This is a genomic window from Myxococcus sp. AB025B, from assembly GCF_006518215.1.
GTDB lineage: Bacteria > Myxococcota > Myxococcia > Myxococcales > Myxococcaceae > Myxococcus > Myxococcus fulvus.
In genome coordinates, this window is sequence record NZ_SRLW01000109.1 from 1 (window position 1) to 15,602 (window position 15,602).

14 protein-coding genes and 1 pseudogene are annotated in these 15,602 nt (G+C 70.2%); 8 read left to right on the forward strand and 7 right to left on the reverse strand.

Annotated elements, in window-relative coordinates:
- From FL311_RS44135 to FL311_RS19540, 5 genes and pseudogenes are all read left to right on the forward strand, one after another.
- Positions 1-390 (forward strand): annotated as a pseudogene (locus tag FL311_RS44135) (hypothetical protein); the annotation flags it as partial.
- A gap of 58 nt (positions 391-448) precedes the next feature.
- Entirely contained in the window at positions 449-1,057 is a 609-nt protein-coding gene (locus FL311_RS19525; RefSeq protein ID WP_194869265.1) for a hypothetical protein, read from the forward strand.
- 125 nt (positions 1,058-1,182) lie between these two features.
- Complete coding sequence (locus tag FL311_RS19530) at positions 1,183-1,818, forward strand: hypothetical protein (protein ID WP_194869266.1); 636 nt, start codon at positions 1,183-1,185, stop codon at positions 1,816-1,818.
- A gap of 145 nt (positions 1,819-1,963) precedes the next feature.
- Positions 1,964-2,668 carry a hypothetical protein gene (locus tag FL311_RS19535; RefSeq protein ID WP_141326976.1) on the forward strand — a complete coding sequence of 235 codons (705 nt, stop codon included), beginning with the start codon at positions 1,964-1,966 and terminating at the stop codon, positions 2,666-2,668.
- Between the two features lie 108 nt (positions 2,669-2,776).
- Complete coding sequence (locus tag FL311_RS19540; RefSeq protein WP_141326979.1) at positions 2,777-4,027, forward strand: Ig-like domain-containing protein; 1,251 nt, start codon at positions 2,777-2,779, stop codon at positions 4,025-4,027.
- Between the two features lie 49 nt (positions 4,028-4,076).
- On the opposite strand, the gene FL311_RS19545 is transcribed toward FL311_RS19540, so the two are convergent.
- Entirely contained in the window at positions 4,077-4,664 is a 588-nt protein-coding gene (locus tag FL311_RS19545; protein ID WP_141326980.1) for a Crp/Fnr family transcriptional regulator, read from the reverse strand.
- A gap of 67 nt (positions 4,665-4,731) precedes the next feature.
- Between FL311_RS19545 and FL311_RS19550 the strand changes: the two genes are divergently transcribed.
- Complete coding sequence (locus FL311_RS19550) at positions 4,732-5,985, forward strand: sterol desaturase family protein (RefSeq protein ID WP_141326982.1); 1,254 nt, start codon at positions 4,732-4,734, stop codon at positions 5,983-5,985.
- Here FL311_RS19550 and FL311_RS19555 read toward each other — a convergent pair.
- Together FL311_RS19555 and FL311_RS19560 are read right to left on the reverse strand one after the other, a co-directional pair.
- Positions 5,980-6,828 carry a hypothetical protein gene (locus FL311_RS19555; protein WP_141326984.1) on the reverse strand — a complete coding sequence of 283 codons (849 nt, stop codon included), beginning with the start codon at positions 6,826-6,828 and terminating at the stop codon, positions 5,980-5,982. The genes FL311_RS19550 and FL311_RS19555 overlap by 6 nt on opposite strands.
- Positions 6,825-9,713 (reverse strand): TonB family protein, encoded by a 2,889-nt coding sequence (locus FL311_RS19560; protein ID WP_141327013.1) that lies wholly within the window; start codon positions 9,711-9,713, stop codon positions 6,825-6,827. Before FL311_RS19560 ends, FL311_RS19555 begins: the two co-directional genes overlap by 4 nt.
- Positions 9,714-9,856: 143 nt before the next feature.
- Here FL311_RS19560 and FL311_RS19565 point away from each other — a divergent pair, with 143 nt between their 5' ends.
- Entirely contained in the window at positions 9,857-10,729 is an 873-nt protein-coding gene (locus tag FL311_RS19565; RefSeq protein ID WP_141326986.1) for a hypothetical protein, read from the forward strand.
- A 66-nt stretch (positions 10,730-10,795) separates the two neighbouring features.
- The gene (locus tag FL311_RS19570) at positions 10,796-11,389 is read left to right on the forward strand and encodes a DUF2378 family protein (protein WP_141326989.1); all 594 of its coding nucleotides are present in this window, start codon (positions 10,796-10,798) and stop codon (positions 11,387-11,389) included.
- A 58-nt stretch (positions 11,390-11,447) separates the two neighbouring features.
- On the opposite strand, the gene trxA is transcribed toward FL311_RS19570, so the two are convergent.
- From trxA to nadE, 4 genes are all read right to left on the reverse strand, one after another.
- Positions 11,448-11,828 carry a thioredoxin gene (trxA, locus tag FL311_RS19575; protein WP_141326991.1) on the reverse strand — a complete coding sequence of 127 codons (381 nt, stop codon included), beginning with the start codon at positions 11,826-11,828 and terminating at the stop codon, positions 11,448-11,450.
- Between the two features lie 40 nt (positions 11,829-11,868).
- Positions 11,869-12,192: an FKBP-type peptidyl-prolyl cis-trans isomerase gene (locus tag FL311_RS19580; protein ID WP_046716635.1), complete on the reverse strand. Its 324-nt coding sequence runs from the start codon at positions 12,190-12,192 to the stop codon at positions 11,869-11,871.
- 144 nt (positions 12,193-12,336) lie between these two features.
- On the reverse strand, positions 12,337-13,485 hold the full coding sequence (locus tag FL311_RS19585) for an outer membrane protein (protein WP_194869267.1): 1,149 nt from the start codon (positions 13,483-13,485) through the stop codon (positions 12,337-12,339).
- Between the two features lie 152 nt (positions 13,486-13,637).
- A complete protein-coding gene (gene nadE / locus FL311_RS19590; protein WP_141326993.1) occupies positions 13,638-15,530 on the reverse strand; it encodes an NAD(+) synthase in 1,893 nt (630 codons plus the stop codon).
- Between the last annotated feature and the right edge of the window lie 72 nt (positions 15,531-15,602).

Below are 15,602 nucleotides of genomic sequence, written 5' to 3' on the forward strand. Positions count from 1 at the left end.
CTCCCCGAGTCACGCAAGCTGCTCGTCCAGGCCCTGCGCGAAGCCCCCGCCGACCCCAAGGCACGCCGTGACGCCGTGCTCGCGTCATTGGAGTCCTCGGGCGTGAGCCAGGAGCCCTGGACCGCTGGGGCCCGCGAGGCGCTGGACACGTGGCGACAACGGATGGCGACGAGCATCCAGCCCGTCGAGGCCGAGCCGCCGCGCTGCTTCGCCGCGGGCTGCGTCACGCGCGTCACCTTCCCGGACGCGGCCACGCACGACGCGGCCTTCCGCCTCACGCCCGAGCTGCGCCTGCCGGGCAACGCCGCCCACCTGCAACTCCCCGCCGAGCACCTCGCCTCGGGCCAGGTCCTGGCCACCTGGGTCGTGCTCCGCCCGGACACGCCCTGAGCCACCGCCCTTCGCAGTCGACACACCCGCCGTACCCACAACAAGGAGAAGTCCCCAGATGAAGCCCCAGTCCCTGCTGCACAAGTCCCTGCTCGCCACCAGCGTCGCGCTCCTGCTCACCGGCTGCGGCACCACCGCCGAGGAGCCGGCCGTCCAGGCCGAGGCGCTGACCACCAGCGAGTCCGCGCTGCTCTTCGGCGCCCTGCCCTCCTGCGACGAGCCGGAGGAGCTCGACGAGGTCATCGAGCACGCGTGCATCCACGCGGAGATGGGGCCCTTCGAGCCCGTCACCGCCGCGGCCCTCGGCGCCCCTGTGCTGGTGGACGTCAGCGCGCCCCACACCACGTTCAACATCAGCCTGCCGCGGAGCACCAACTCCTGGGGCTGGGCCGGCCGCGTCTCGTTCCTCCCGGACGAGTCCGGTGAGTTCGCCTTCCTGCTGTCGCGCCACCGCGGCCTGCGCATCTATGAGGCCGCCACCGGCGTCGAGGTGGCGCGTGAGTGCCGCTACGAAGTCCCCGCCGAGGTCTGCGGCGCGCTGAAGACCACCATCCTCGCGGACCTCGAGGCCGACACCGAGTACTACCTGGAGTTCCGCTCCGTGCTGCGCCGCAATGCCTCCTTCTCGCTCATCGTCGAGGAGGCCGGTCACCACCACGAGGAGTAACCCCTCACCCGCGAGTGCCTGGAACCGTTCCGGGCACTTGCACCCGTGCTGCGTCGTTCACGACCTTCTTCCCGGCCCGCCTCTCAATGACATCCACCTCTCGAGCCCTCGTGGAGCGCTCCCTCATGCGTTGGAAACTCCGTGCCCTCCTGGCCACGCTCGCCCTGGCGGCCTCCGCCTGCGGTGGCGACGACCCTCCGCCCGAACCCGAGCCCTCGGGAGACCCGTGCGAGCCCCATGGCCACATCCACCGCGAGCCCGAGGGTGACTGGTGTCACTGCAACAAGGGCTACCTGGCCGCGCCCGAGGGCCTCGCGTGCGTCGCGGACCCCAACTACGTCCCCAGCGAGGGCTTCGACTTCGGCGACGACGGAGAGCACGCCTGCTGGCACGTCACGAACGGCCCCTACGTCACCGTCACCGCCTCCACCACCCGCGACCCTCGCGTCGACGACTTCCACACCTACTACACCGTGAAGCTGCGCGAGGTGGATGGCCAGTACACCGGCACGTTCAGCTACAAGGCCTTCGCCTCCGGCAACTTTGTCGTCTACCTGAGCACCCCGGACGTCCCCGTCACCCTCGTGGAGACCGCCGTCCAGAAGACGGTGACCCCCGCGGGCACCAAGGCCACCGGCGACTTCTGCTCGGGCCTGAAACACATGGTCGGCTACGAGCTGACCGACCGCGTCCAATACACGCTCACGCTCGGCCCCACCTCGCTCACCGAGCTCGGCATGGTCATCGAGCACCTCCAGTAACCCCACACACGCCGACTCCTGGGAATCGTGCGCGTCGTTATTGCAACTGAGTTACTATTAAGACATGAATATCGACGCCGTGGCGTGTCTCGGGACGCCGCTCCGGTGCCCGCGCTTCGCGCCCGGCCTTGAAAGGAAATCCCACATGAAGATGCTGAAGCAGACCCTCTGCGGTGCATTGCTCGGCCTGTCGCTCGCGGCCTGCGGACCGACGGAGGCCGTGGAGCAGGAGTCGGCCGGCCAGGCGGAGCAGCCGCTGGAGGCCGGGTGCGTGTCGGTGGACGACACCCTCATGACGACGCACGCGTGCACCCACGCGAACAACAGCGGCGACAACGTGAACGTGACGGCCAGCGCCACGCGCGTGGACACGGCGCCGGACATCAGCACGCAGCACAAGCACTACACGCTCACCCTGCCGGCGGGCGCCGAGGGCTCGGTGACGTTCACCCCGACGAACGTGTCCGGGAGCGGCACCGTGGAGTCCGTCGCGTTCTACGTGAACAAGAACGTGGCCCTCACCGTGGTGAACGCCACCACCAGCGCGACGGTGTCGCCGCTCATCAACGAGTCCGTCGCGGAGACGGGCTGCTCGCTCATCAAGGCGCAGGTCTACGACCTCACGCCGGGCACCGAGTACATCGTCGTCTCGGCCACCGCCTCGGGCAACCAGGTGGGCATCGTCCCCGAGTACCTCTACAACAACCGCGACCGCTACTACCGGGACCAGGACGGTGACGGCTACGGCGTGAACACGCCCGTCTACCGCTTCGCCTGCGAGGTCAACAGCGGCTACTCGAAGACGCGCTTCGACTGCGACGACACCAACCCCGCCATCTTCAACTGCTGACAGTCGCTGATTCGTCACAAGGAGTCCGCGTGACTCCCGGCGGGGCACCCCAGACATCCGGGGTGCTCCGCCCTTGTCCTTTGACTCACCCTCGCGAGGTCACACCCGATGCGCTTCTCCAACGCGGCCACGCTGCTGGCCACCTGCACCCTGCTGGCCCTGACTGGCTGCGACAACGACGACCCCACACCCACGCCCCCGGATGGAGGCACGACGACGGACGCGGGCCCCGACGCGGGCGACAGCGCGCCGCCCACGGTGACGGGCACGACGCCCGCGGCCGACGCGGTGGACGTGGCGCCTGGCAGCGCCATCACGGTGCGCTTCAGCGAGCCCGTCCGGAGGGACTCGGGCACGGTGCGCGCCGCGGATGGCGATGTCACCCTCTTGCTGGAGACGGGGCACTGGGAGGACGAGGGGCGCACGCTCATCGCGCACCCCACACAGCCCCTGCGCGCTGGCGCGAAGGTGGACGTCACGGTGGAGCGCTTCGAGGACCTCGCGGGCAACCGACAGGCGGCGGCGTACAGCTTCTCGTTCCAGGTGGGCGCGGACGTCGCGCGGCCCCACGTCGTGGCCTCGAATCCGGCGGAGGGCGCCACGGGCGTGCTGCCGGTGCAGACGTACAAGGTCGGCACGAGCACGACGCTGCGGCGGCTCGTCACCGTCACGTTCAACGAGAAGATGGACGTCGCGGAGGGCCGGGTGACGCTGCGGGATGAGAGCACGCCCGCCAACGCGCCGCGCTCGCTCATGGGCACCTGGTCCGAGGACGCGCTGACGCTCACCGTCTCGATTCCCCGGCCAGAGTCGGACCTGCCGCCGCTCGAAGAGGAGAGCCGCTACTCGGTGGACCTCACGCAGCTGCGCAACGAGGCGGGCCATGCGCTGGACACCGCGCACGCGAGCCTGGGAGACGGGCGGCTCGACTTCACCACGGGCAAGCGCGACGGTGTCACCGAGCACGCCTGCGGCCACGCGCTGCTGGAGGCCCCTGTCGCCGTCACCGCGGGCGCATCCCCCACGGCCATGTACCCCGCGACGGACGCCCCCCACGAGTTCTACGAGCTGACGCTCCCCGCGAACGGCGGCGCGTTCCTCGGCTACTCGGAGGTCGTCTCCGACGAGCGCGACCGGCCGGTCATCCTGTATCTGAACCAGGACGTGCCCATCGTCGTGCACGACGTGACGGAGGCCGAGACGGTGGTCCCCTCCACCGTGACGCCCGCGCCGCAGGTCTGTCTGCCCGCCATCACCCACACGCTGAAGTTCACCGCGCCCGCCGGTGACCGCTTCCTGCGCCTCACCTACGGCCCGACGCCGCTGGAGAAGTTCACCTTCGTCTTCGAGCGGTACTGAAGCGCGCCTCGAGGCCGCGAGCGCACCGTGTGGGCCCTGGGTGCGGGCTTCACTCGGTGCGCTTGCGCCGCCTGGACATGATGCGGCTCAGGGCCACCTCGGTGATGCCCAGGTAGGCCGCCACGTCGCGCTGCGGGACGCGGCCGCGCAGGTGCGGATGCTCCGCCCAGAAGGTGTCCAGCCGCTCCTCCGCGGACAGCTCCAGGAACTCCTGCTCGCGGCGCTCCTTCAACAGGAAGTGCCGCTCGGCGACGCGGCGCGCCACGCGCACCCAGCACGTGTGGCCCTCCTCCAGCGCCTGGAAGTCCTGCGTGCGGAACACCAGCACCCGTGCGGGCTCCAGCGCCTCGATGGACGTCATCGACGGCTGTCGCTGGAGCAGCTCCGCGTAGGCGCCCAGGAGCTCACCCTCGGCGCGGAACGCCTTCACCGACTCGCCGCCCCGCGCGGAGACGCGCACCAGGCGGAACACGCCCTGGAGCACCACGGCGAAGCGGTCCGCCGGGTCTCCGGGACGCAGGAAGTGGGCCTTGCGCTCCACCGCCTGCTCCCTCGCGAACGACTCGGCGCGCTCCCACTCACTCGGGGGAATGGGACCGAGCGGGGCGAGCTGCTCGTAGAGCGTCGGGAATCTCACGGGTAGGTGGGACGAGGTTAACCCAGGTTAAGGCGCCCAGCGAGCCGGGCGCCGTACACCCGAGGGCATGTCCATCAACGTCTACGCCATCGCCACGCCCTTCGTCATCGCGCTGGCGCTGGGCGAGTTCATCTACTGCGTGGCGAAGCGCAACGGCTACTACAGCTTCCAGGACTCCATCGCGAGCGTGGGCACCGCGGTCCTCAACCAGTGCGTCAACGTGGCCGTGGCGCTGATGGTGCTGCCCCTGTTCACGCTGCTGGGCGAGCTGTCCCTCTGGCGCATCGACAGCACCTCGCCGTGGGCCCTCGTCGGGCTCTTCCTGGGCGTCGACTTCCTCTTCTACTGGTTCCACCGCTTCGGGCACCGCACCAACATCGGCTGGGCCGCGCACTCGCCGCACCACTCCACCGAGGAGCTCAACTACGCGGTGGCCCTGCGCGCCAGCGTCACCCAGCGGCTGTTCTCGTTCCTGTTCTACTGGCCGCTCGTCGTCATCGGCTTCTCGCCGGAGGCCGTGCTCGCCATGGTGGCCTTCCACCTGGTGCTCCAGTTCATCCCCCACACCCGCGTCATCCCCAAGCTGCCCCGGTGGATTGAGTCCTGGCTCAACACGCCCTCGCACCACCGCGTGCACCACGCGCGCAATGACGTCTACATCGACAAGAACTACGCGGGCTTCCTCATCATCTGGGACAAGCTGTTCGGCACGTACCGGGAGGAGACGGAGGAGTGCTCCTACGGCGTCACCACGCCGCCCAACACGTGGGACCCCACCGTCATCAACTTCCAGTTCTGGGCGAAGCTGTGCAGCGACGCGGTGAAGACGCGCAGCTGGTGGGACAAGCTGCGGCTGTGGGTGATGCCCACCGGCTGGCGCCCCGCGGACCTGCCGGCCCGCGTGGAGACGAAGTGGAACCAGACGGGCGTCGAGGTGAAGTTCCAGTCCACCGAGCTGCCCAACATCCGCGGCTACCTCGTCTTCCAGATGATTGCGTCGATGCCCTTCATGCTGCTGGTCAGCCACCACGCCTCGCCGCTGTCGGGCTGGCAGAAGCTGATGCTCAGCGTCTTCTTCTGGGGCATGGCCACCGCGTGGGGCGGGATGATGGAGTCCAAGCGCTGGGGCCTGCCGCTGGAGATGGCGCGGGTGTTCGCCATGGGGGGCGCCGTGACGCTGTGGCTCGTCCAGGCGAACGCGCCCATGTCGTGGCGGGCGCTCACCCTGGGCTGGCTCGCGGTGACGCTCGTGTGGCTGAGCATCTCTCGCGCGACCAGCCGGAGCGCGTCTCCCGTGCCCGGTGGCGCGAGCACGTCATGACGTGAAGCCCGGCTCCCACGCCCCCGAGAAGGCGGTGAAGCGCCGCACGTTGACGGACAACGCGCGGTGCACCTGCGTCTCGGGCGTCACGTCCACCGGGAGCCCCTCGGTGGACGGAGGGAGCCGGTCGAAGTGCGCCCCCTGGAACCACTGATGAGGGCGGACCTCCACGACGAAGAGGCCGTCGTCGTCCAGGTCCGCCTCGATGGGCACGAAGTCCACGCGCTGGGTTTCCACGGGCGGAGGGAAGTCGAGCGCGACGCGGAAGGGGATGCGCTGCTCGCCCCGGAAGGCCGTGCCCTCCATCAGCACGGAGTGCCCCTGGAGCGCGGCGCCCTCGTCGCCGAGTGCCCGCGAGGGCGGCTGGAGCAGCAGGGAGAACGAGCGCGCACGACCCGCGATGCCAGGAGAGCGCCCGAGCACCCGCGCATCCTCCTGGGCGAGCAGGTCGAACACCACCTCGCGGTCCCACTCACCGAGCACCGTGCCTCCGGAGAAGAAGTCTCCGTCGTGCGCGTGGGCCGTGGGCACCAGCACGTCCATCAGCGAGCGCAGGACCCCGCGCGCCTGTTGCTGGAGGGGGGACGCGTTCTCGAAGAGGTAGATGGGCCCAAGCACCATCCGCGCCGAGGTGAGCCGCACGCCCCAGCCCGTGTCCGTGGTGAACTCACCGACCTGTGTGGCCTCGGGCGCGAGCGCGGTGCGCAGGCCCATGTGGAACACGATGCCGCGACCGCCCGTGCCGGACAGCCCACAGGCGGAGCCACCCGCCGCGAGCGCCGCGCCCAGGCCCAGGGTGAAGGCACGGCGGGACATGCCGCGAGGAAACACGGGCGAGCTCATGGAGAGTCCTCCTCGAAGTCCAGGTACAGCGTGAGGGTGCCGCGGAAGGTGCGCGGAGGCCCCGCGGTGAAGTGCCGCGTGGCGAGCAGCGAGGCGGGCGCATCCGCGCCACGGAAGTTGGAGACGTAGTTGAGCTCCGTCTCACGCCAGCGCGTGTCGAGCGCGTTCTCCACGGACACGCCGAACTCCACCCAGCTCCAGCGCGCGCGCGTGGCCACGTCGAAGAGGAAGACGGGCGCGCTGTAGCGGTCGAGCGGGAGCGGCCGAGGCCCCACCGCGCTGTGCCCCAACGCCACGTTCCAGCCCACGCGCTCACCCGCCAGCGTGACGTCGCCGCGCACCGACGCATCCAGTCGACCCAGCAGCGCCGGGATGTACGGCATCACCGCGCCATCCCACAGCTTCCACGCGGACGCGCCGGGCGTGGGCAGCGTGGCGCGCGCCCAGGCGATGGAGGCCTGCACGTCCATCCACTCGCTCCACACGAAGCGGCCCGTGGCGAAGGCGCCCAGGCGCTGCGACGCGCCGATGGGCTGGTTGCGGCCCAATCGCTCGTCGAAGACGAAGTCCTGCGACACACGGGTCGCGAAGACGGCACCGCGCGCCTCCAGCGTGTACGGACGCCCCTCGCCCTCCAGCCGCCAGCCGAGCCCCGTCTCTCCCGAGGCCACCCGCGCATATGGCGCCAGCTCCGCGTCGGACAGCGCGGCCGCGTCACTGGAGCGCGCGCCGAGCCCCGCGCTCGTCATCCAGGTGAGCCGGGGGGACAGCTTCACCTCCGCGCTGGCCCTGGGGCTGGCGAAGAAGCCATAGGCATCCACGGACTCATCCGTGAGCCGGGGCCCGTCCCGGTCCACCGCGGGACGGTTCAGGTCCTCCACGCCGAACAGGAACGTGTCCAGCCGCAGGCCCGCGCGCAGCGTGAGCCAGGGACGAGGCGAGACGCGCAGGGACGCGTAGCCCCCCAGGTTCGTGGTGCGCACCTGGTTGTCGTAGAGCGTGGCGTAGGGCGCGCCGCCGCTGTCCCGCAGTCGCCGTGAGCGCGTGCGCACGTCGTCGTAGCGGGCCACGTAGCCCAGCTCCAGCGGACGCGCCTCCCCCAGCAACGTGAGCCCCGGGATGTACCGACCGCGCAGGCCCAGCGTGTTGCCGCGATAGAAGCCCTCCGCCGTGTCGCCTCGCTGGGACTGACCAACGGGCGGGGTGTCCTGCATGAAGCCGGTGAAGTTGTCGCGGATGCGCGTCTGGCGCAGCACCACGTACCCCTGCTGCACCAGCCGGCCGCCGCGCTTCAGCCGAGACTGGAGCTCGGCGGAGACGATGTGGCGCTGGCTCGCGCCGCCCTGGTTCTCGTCGTAGAAGCAGAAGAACTGTGAGTCCGCGTCCGGCGCGCAGGGCAGCCGCGAGTCCACCACGTCCGTCTCGCGCACCACACCCGCGGAGGCGAAGCGCGCGCCATAGCTCGTGCCGAGCAGCCGCAGCCGGGTGTCATCACCGAGGAGCAGCTCCACCTGCGCCATGGCGCTCGCGTTGGCGAACGAGCGATTCGGCCCGAAGCCGTCGCCCTGGCGCAGGAGCAGTCCCACGAAGGTGGCCTCGCTGGACTCGGGCGGCCCCCACACCAGCGCGAGCCGGCGCGAGGCGAAGCTGCCGTAGCTGACCGACGTGGTGAGCCCCCGGCGCTTCAGTCCGAGCTGGTACTCGACCGTGCCCGCCACGCCGAAGTCTCCCTGGGACGCGTCGTAAGGGCCCTCGGTGACGCGCAGCGCGTCCACCAGTTCCGGGATGATGAAGTACGTATCCGCGTAGCCGTGGCCGTGCGCGTGGGAGACCTCATTGAGGGGGACGCCGTTGAGGCGCATCTCCACGTCCTTGCCCTCGCCCGCGTCGAAGCCTCGGATGAACACCGTCTCCGCGTGGCCCTCGCCACCGTGGTTCGCGAGCATCACGCCGGGCGCGAGCAGCATCAGGTCGGAGGCGGAGTTGCGCGGCACGTCCGCGAGCTGTCCCACCTCGATGTGGAAGTCACCCACCGCGACGGGCGGAGGCGCCGCGGCGACATCGCGGACGGTGGTGGAGAGGACCCGCTCGGAGGACTTCGTCTCCGTCGTGGCGCCCTGCTCCCGTAACGAATCCGAACTCTCTGCGTCGTCCGGGGTCGAAGCGCCCTGCGCGGAGCCTGCTTGCGTCGATGACGCGGGGCTCGTCGCCTCGCCTGACGATGCGCCACCAGCCGCCAAGCCCAGGGCGGAAGCGCCCCGTGCCGGGCGTGACGCCGTGGCGGAACCGGGCGCTTCGCCTGGCAACTCAGCGCCAGCCGCCGAGCCTTGGGCCGAAGCCTTCCGCAACGAGCCGGACTCCGCCGCAGAACCGGGCGCATCGCTCGACGATTCTGAGCCAGCCGCCGCGCCTCGCGCCGAAGCATCCCGCGAAGAGCGGGACTCCATCGCGGAACCGGGCGCTTCGCTCGGCGCTTCTGCGCCAGCCGTCGAAGCAGCCGACGTGGTCGGAGCGCCCGTCAAATCACCGCTTCGCGCCGGCACCGCCGTGGCGGCCACCGCCTCACCATGATGGTGCGCCCCCGCGCCGCCCGCCGACTCCGGGACGAAGTGCACCGGCACATCCACCCGCACCTCGAGCGGCGCCTCCCCCCGTCGCGCCGGCTGGAAGCGCCACCGCACCGCCGCCTCCATCGCCGCCCGGTCGAACACCGGCCCCGCCGAGGCCTGCACCTCCGCGCGCGACACCTCCCCCGCCTCGTCGATGGTCAGCCGCAACACCACCGTCGCCGGCCGCTCCAGCACCGGCGCATCCACGGGCATCGACGGCGGCGCCGCCTCCACCGGAACCGGCGGTGTGATGGGCACCTCCTCCAGTGCCCCCATCGCACACATCACCAGCATCGCAATCCACACGGCGAGGCCCTCACTCCTGGAACCGGCGGCACCCGCCACCTGGAACGTCGACCGCTCGCAGATACAACGAGCCCGCTTGAATCGCAACTTGGTTACATATACATCCCTGGAACATGAAAACGAACCCGAGAGGTCTCCTGCTCTGCGTGCTCGCCACCCTGCTGTTCGCGGGCTGCGACAACGTGGCCACCGGAGACGTGCGCGTGACGATGAGCGGCGGGGACGGCACCCAGCGCGGCCTGCCGGACACCCTCTTCCAGGATGGCTGGTCCGTGCAGTTCACCAAGTACCTGGTGTCCCTGGGCGAGGTGCGCCTGACGTCCGCTTCTGGCGAGGTGCGCGACAGCCCGCGCCACGTGCTGGTCGACGTGCAGAAGGGAGACATCCCGCTCACGGAGCTTTCGGGCCTTCCCGCCGGCCGCTGGGACGTGGGCTTCCGGGTCAGCCCTCCCCACGACGGCACCGAACTGGCGGACGGACAGGTCTCCGCCGACGACCTGCGGATGATGCGCGAGCGCGGCTTCAGCTACTGGGTGGAGGGGCGCGCGGTGAAGTCCGGTGTGGGTGTGTTCGAGTTCCGGATGGGCTTCCCCGTCGACGCGCGCATGGTGGACTGCATCAACGGGGTGGACGGCACCCAGGGCATCATCGTCCCCGAGGGCTCACGCGCGGACGTGGAGGTCACCATCCACGCCGAACACATGTTCTACGACAGGCTCGGGACCCACCGGGGCGTGCAGCTGCGCTTCGACGCCATCGCCGCGACGGCGACCGAGGGCAACCTCATCACTCCGGAGGGGCTCGCCTCCCAATTGCTCACCGACCTGCGAGGTCGGGACGGCGGCGAGCTGCGCGACGCGGCGGGTCAACCCGTGGTGTATCTGCCCGGCGCGCACGATGTGCGCACGCTGCAGCAATTCGTCACCCAGAGCATCGTCGACCAGGCCCACCTCAACGGCGGAGGGGTTTGCACGGTCGCCAAATGACGGAGCGACCCGCGGACGAGCCCGCCCCCCTGGACTTGTCCCACCGCGCGCCGCTAGGAAAGTGACATGGACTCTCCCGCGCACCTGCAAGCCCGCATGGCTCTCTGCCGTCCCGAACACCTGGTGCTCGACCTGTTCGTCCACTGTCTCAGGGAGAGCATCGCCAGGAGGATGGGCCAGTCGCTCGCCATCGCCGCCCAGGCGCCCATCCCCACCGTCCCCGCGCGCGGCGCGCCCACCCACCGGCCCGCCAGCGACTACCTGGCGCTGCTGCACGAGGGCGCCCTGTCCGTGGGACAGAAGCTGGGTGAGGACTACGCGGTCGCGGTGGAGCAGCTGTCCTTCACCGCCGCCTCCCACGTCTTCTCCGCTCCCGTGGGTGAGATGGTCATGGCCATCACCGGCGAGGACCCGCACCGCGGCCTGTCCGTGGGCTCGGGCCTGGCGGGCGCCACCAGCACCTTCGGCGAGCGCGAGTACGAGCGCGTCTCCGACACCACCGCGCGGCTGAGCTTCAAGGACGAGTTCTTCGGCCCCGCATGGTGCAGCGGACTGGTCCGCAGCGGCCTCTTGCAGACCAACCCCGAGCGCCGCTTCCGCGTCGAGCTGGAGTCGGGCGAGCCGCCCTACAAGGACTTCTCCCTGCTCATCCACTGGTGAGCCGCCACGCCTCACGCGAGCGGACGGACCTCCATCCGCTCGCGCGAAGCCAGGCCGCTCAGGCCTTGGGCGCTTCCTTGCCCCGGCGCTCCTCGATTTCCTTCTTCACCTGCGCCATGTCCAGGCCCCGCACCTGACGGACCAGGTCCTCCAGCGCGGCGGCCGGCAGCGCGCCCGCCTGCTCGAACAGGAGGATGCCGTCACGGAACACCATGAGGGTGGGAATGGAGCGGATTTCAAAGGCCCCGGAGAGCTCCGGCTGCGCCTCCGTGTCTATCTTCCCGAAGACGATGTCCGGGTGCTTGCCGGACGACGTCTCGAAGGTGGGCGCGAAGAGACGGCACGGGCCGCACCACGACGCCCACCAGTCCAGGATGACGATACCGTCCTTGCCGACGGTTTCCTTGAAGTTGTCCTTGGTGATTTCCACCGTCGCCATGACGGCCCTCGTTTCTCCCCGCCGTCAGCGGGGCATGACTTCAGCGGACGTCCAGCAGCTCCACCTCGAACACCAGGGTGGCGTTGGGCGGGATGACGCCGCCCGCGCCGCGCGAGCCGTAGCCCAGCTCCGGGGGGATGGTGAGCTTGCGCACGCCGCCCACCTTCATGCCCGCGACGCCCTGGTCCCACCCCTGGATGACCTGACCCGCGCCGAGACGGAACGTGAAGCCCTGGCCCCGGTCCCGGCTGCTGTCGAACTTCTTGCCGTCCGTCAGCGTCCCCACGTAGTGCACGGTGACCGACTTGCCGGCGGTGGCCTCCGTCCCGGTGCCCACCTTCGAATCCTCGACCTTCAGGCTCATTCCCTCTCCTGTTGCAGTGGAAGGTTTCACCTTAACCCGCGAGGGCCCCGCGCGCCGCACCTGAAAACACAGCGGCGCGGGCCCGTTGGCTACCGGGCACCGCGCCACTGACCACGCCCTGTGTGAAGGCGTCAGGACCACCACTCAGAAGGTACCACCCACGCTGACGGTGCCCTGGTAGCTGCCGCCCCCGTCGAAGTCACCGCCACCGGAGTCGATGCCCGGAGCGAAGTCCTTGTCGAAGAGGAAGTTGTAGTTGGCGCGCGCGTCCACGGTGAAGTTGCCCACGTGGCCTCGCAGCCCCACGCCGGCCGGCACGTTGCCCACGGTGTCATCCTTGTAGCCCAGCGACTGGCCGCCTCGGAAGTTGTAGTCGCTGATGCCGATGCCGCCCAGCACGTACGGCTGCCACGCGGTGGGGAACAGGCCGAGCGTCGCCACCGCCTGACCGCCGTTGCGCACCAGGTCCGGACCGTCCGTGTCCACCTCGCCGCGCTTGGAGTCGATGTTGTTGAGCGCGCCGGTGTAGCCCAGCTCGATGCCGAACACCTTCGAGGGCCGGATGGCGGCTGTCACACCCGCCGTGGGGCCCGGGTTGAGCTGCGGAGCCAGCGCGCCGGTGTAGCCCTCCACACCGCCGTTGAGCAGCAGGCTCAGCCCTCTCATGTCGTGCTTGTCCTTCTTCTTCACCTCGAGCGGCTCGATGGGCTCGGCCGATTCCGCCGAGGGCCGATAGTCCGCCGGAGGAGGCGCCGCGACGCCGCTCCCACCGAAGGCGTCCTGCTCGGGCGCCGGATAGGACTCCGACTGCGGCTCCACCGGTGCCCCCGCCTCGGGACGAGGCTGCGGCGCGGACGGAGCGGGGGCCGGAGCTGGCACGCTCTGGATGCCCTGCTGCTGGCTGTCGAAGCCGCTGCCACCCGTGCCCTGCTCCTGCGAGTCCACGGGCTCGCAGCGAAGTGGCATGTTCAGGCGCAGCTCGCCCTGTGCGGGCGGGAGGGCCTGGCTGCTCCCACTGGAGGAGTCATCCTGCCCGCTCGTTCCACTGCCACCGATGCCCGAGTCGTCGTCCATGCCCATGGCGTCGGGCACCGGCTCGGTCTCGATGATGATGTCCTCTTCCTGGAGCACGTCCGAGTCGCCCGAAGAGGTGTCCTGCGACTGGGCCAACAACACGCCTTGCCCCTGGCGCTCCGTGCTCGCCTGGGGCGGCGGGCAATCGCCATCCGAAGCCAAGGCCGAGGTGCCGTACATGAGCGCCCCGATGGCGCCAGCCAGAATCTTCGCTTTCATCCAACCCTCCGTCGTCGAGTGGCTGACATGAAGGTTGTTTCCGGGGCGACATCCGGCAAGGAGCACAAGGGTGGAGATCACCCCAGCGCGCCCCCACGCCCAGCAAGCGGGCGGACGTGGGGAACGGGCAACACGGTGGCGTGTTCAGTGGCTCACTTCGCGCGCAGCCACTCGGAGCCGGTGACGACGGGCAGTTGCAGCGCGCGCTCGCGGTCCAGGTCCAGGTTGCCGATGTGCAGCGACAGCGGGGACTGGACCCACTTGTAGATGGACTGGTTGAACAGCCGCACGAACTTGTCCACGTGGCCCGCCAGCCGCGTCGCGTCCACCTCCGGGAACATGGCCGTGAGCGCCTGGAGCATCTCCGCGGGCGTGAGCTTCTCCGCGGCGAACAGGTAGAAGCACGCGTCCAGGATGGGGAAGGGCATCAGCTCCTCCTCGCCCACCTGGTTGTGCGCCAGCTCCGGCCCCGCGGGCTTGGCGAGCACCTTGCGGATGCCCTCGTAGCCGGTGGTCTCCTGGAGGTAGTCCAGGAGGTACATCACCACCGTCTTGGGCACGTTGGAGATGACGGCGAGCGCGCCCATCAGGTCTCCGCCGATGGTGGTGTAGCCCACCGACTTCTCGCTCATGTTGCCCGTCTGCAGGAACAGGCCGCCGCAGGAGTTGCTCCAGTTCCACATGCGCTGGGCGCGCAGGCGGGCCTGGATGTTCTGCTCGGTGATGGCGGTGACGGGGGCGCCGCCCAGCATCGTCTCCGCCACGGCGCGCTCGCGCTCGAAGGCCTCGTCGATGGAGACGACCTGGAAGGCCACGCCCAGCTCGCGCGCAATCGTCTCCGCCGCCTCGCGCGTGGAGTCGCTGGAGAAGCGGCTGGGCATGTAGAACGCCTGGATGAGCGAGCCGGGGTTGTCCGGCCGCGCGCGCTTCGCGTAGCGGTGGGCGATGAGCAGCGTGAGCAGCGAGTCACGGCCGCCCGACAGCGCGATGCCCAGCACCTTGAAGGCGCGCGTCTTCTCGAAGTAGTCGCCCACGCCCAGCGCGAGCGCGTCCAGGATGTCCTCGCACAAGGCCTCGCGCGCGGGGCGGCGCTTGTCGGGGGCGGGCAGGAAGAAGCTCCTGTGCGGCGGCACCGGGTAGGTGAGCGCCTCGCGCCGCGTGGCCACCGTCTTCGTGCAGTCGAGCACCGGCACGCTCTTGCCACCGGAGGACAGCCACGACTCGCGGTCCACGCGCCAGGTGGTGGCCTCGCCCCTCAGGCGCAGGGTGCGGTCCAGGTCGACGACGGCCGCCGCGTAGCCCTCCTGGAAGCGCGGCGTCTCCATGACGTGGCGACCGTTCTGGTTGAGGAAGCCGCCGCCGTCGAAGATGAGCCCGTCGTTGCTGCCCACCGCGTTGCAGTAGGCGATGGTGCACTGGTGGTCCGCGGCGCGCGTGGCGATGAGCTCGCGGCGCGTCTCCACGAAGCCCAGCCGGAACGGGGACGCGGACAGGTTGATGACCAGCTCCGCGCCCGAGTACGTGCGCCGGCGCATGGGGCCATCCGCGCTCCAGATGTCCTCGCAGACCTCCGGCGCGATGAGGCCGAAGTCGAACTGGAACAGGTAGTCGCCCAGGGGCACGCCCCGGTACACCTCCGCCATGCCCGGCTGGCCGCGGCCGAACGTGCGCGCCTCATAGAAGACGCTGTACGTGGGCAGCTTCTCCTTGGGCACCAGGCCCAGCACGCGCCCTCCGGCCACCACCGCGGCGCAGTTGAGCCGCTGGCCCTGCGGCGCCACGCCCACGCCCACCAGGAACACCGTGGGCAGCGACGCCGTCTGGTTCGCGAAGCGCTCCAGCTCCGGCCACTGCCGGTCGATGAAGCCCTGCCACTGCACCATGTCCTCGGCCGGGTAGCCGGCGATGAGCTGCTCCTGGAAGACGCCCACGGTGACGCCGTCCTCGGCCATCCGCTTCGCCAGTGCCAGGGCCCGGTCCGTGTTGCGGACGAAGGCTCCGACGACGGTGTTGACGCTGGCGATGCCGACTTTCACGAGCCGCATGGTTCCCCACTCCCCTTTCGTTCCCGACGAGGGGCCCAGCAATGCCTGGAGCGACGCGCAAGGCAAGCCCCG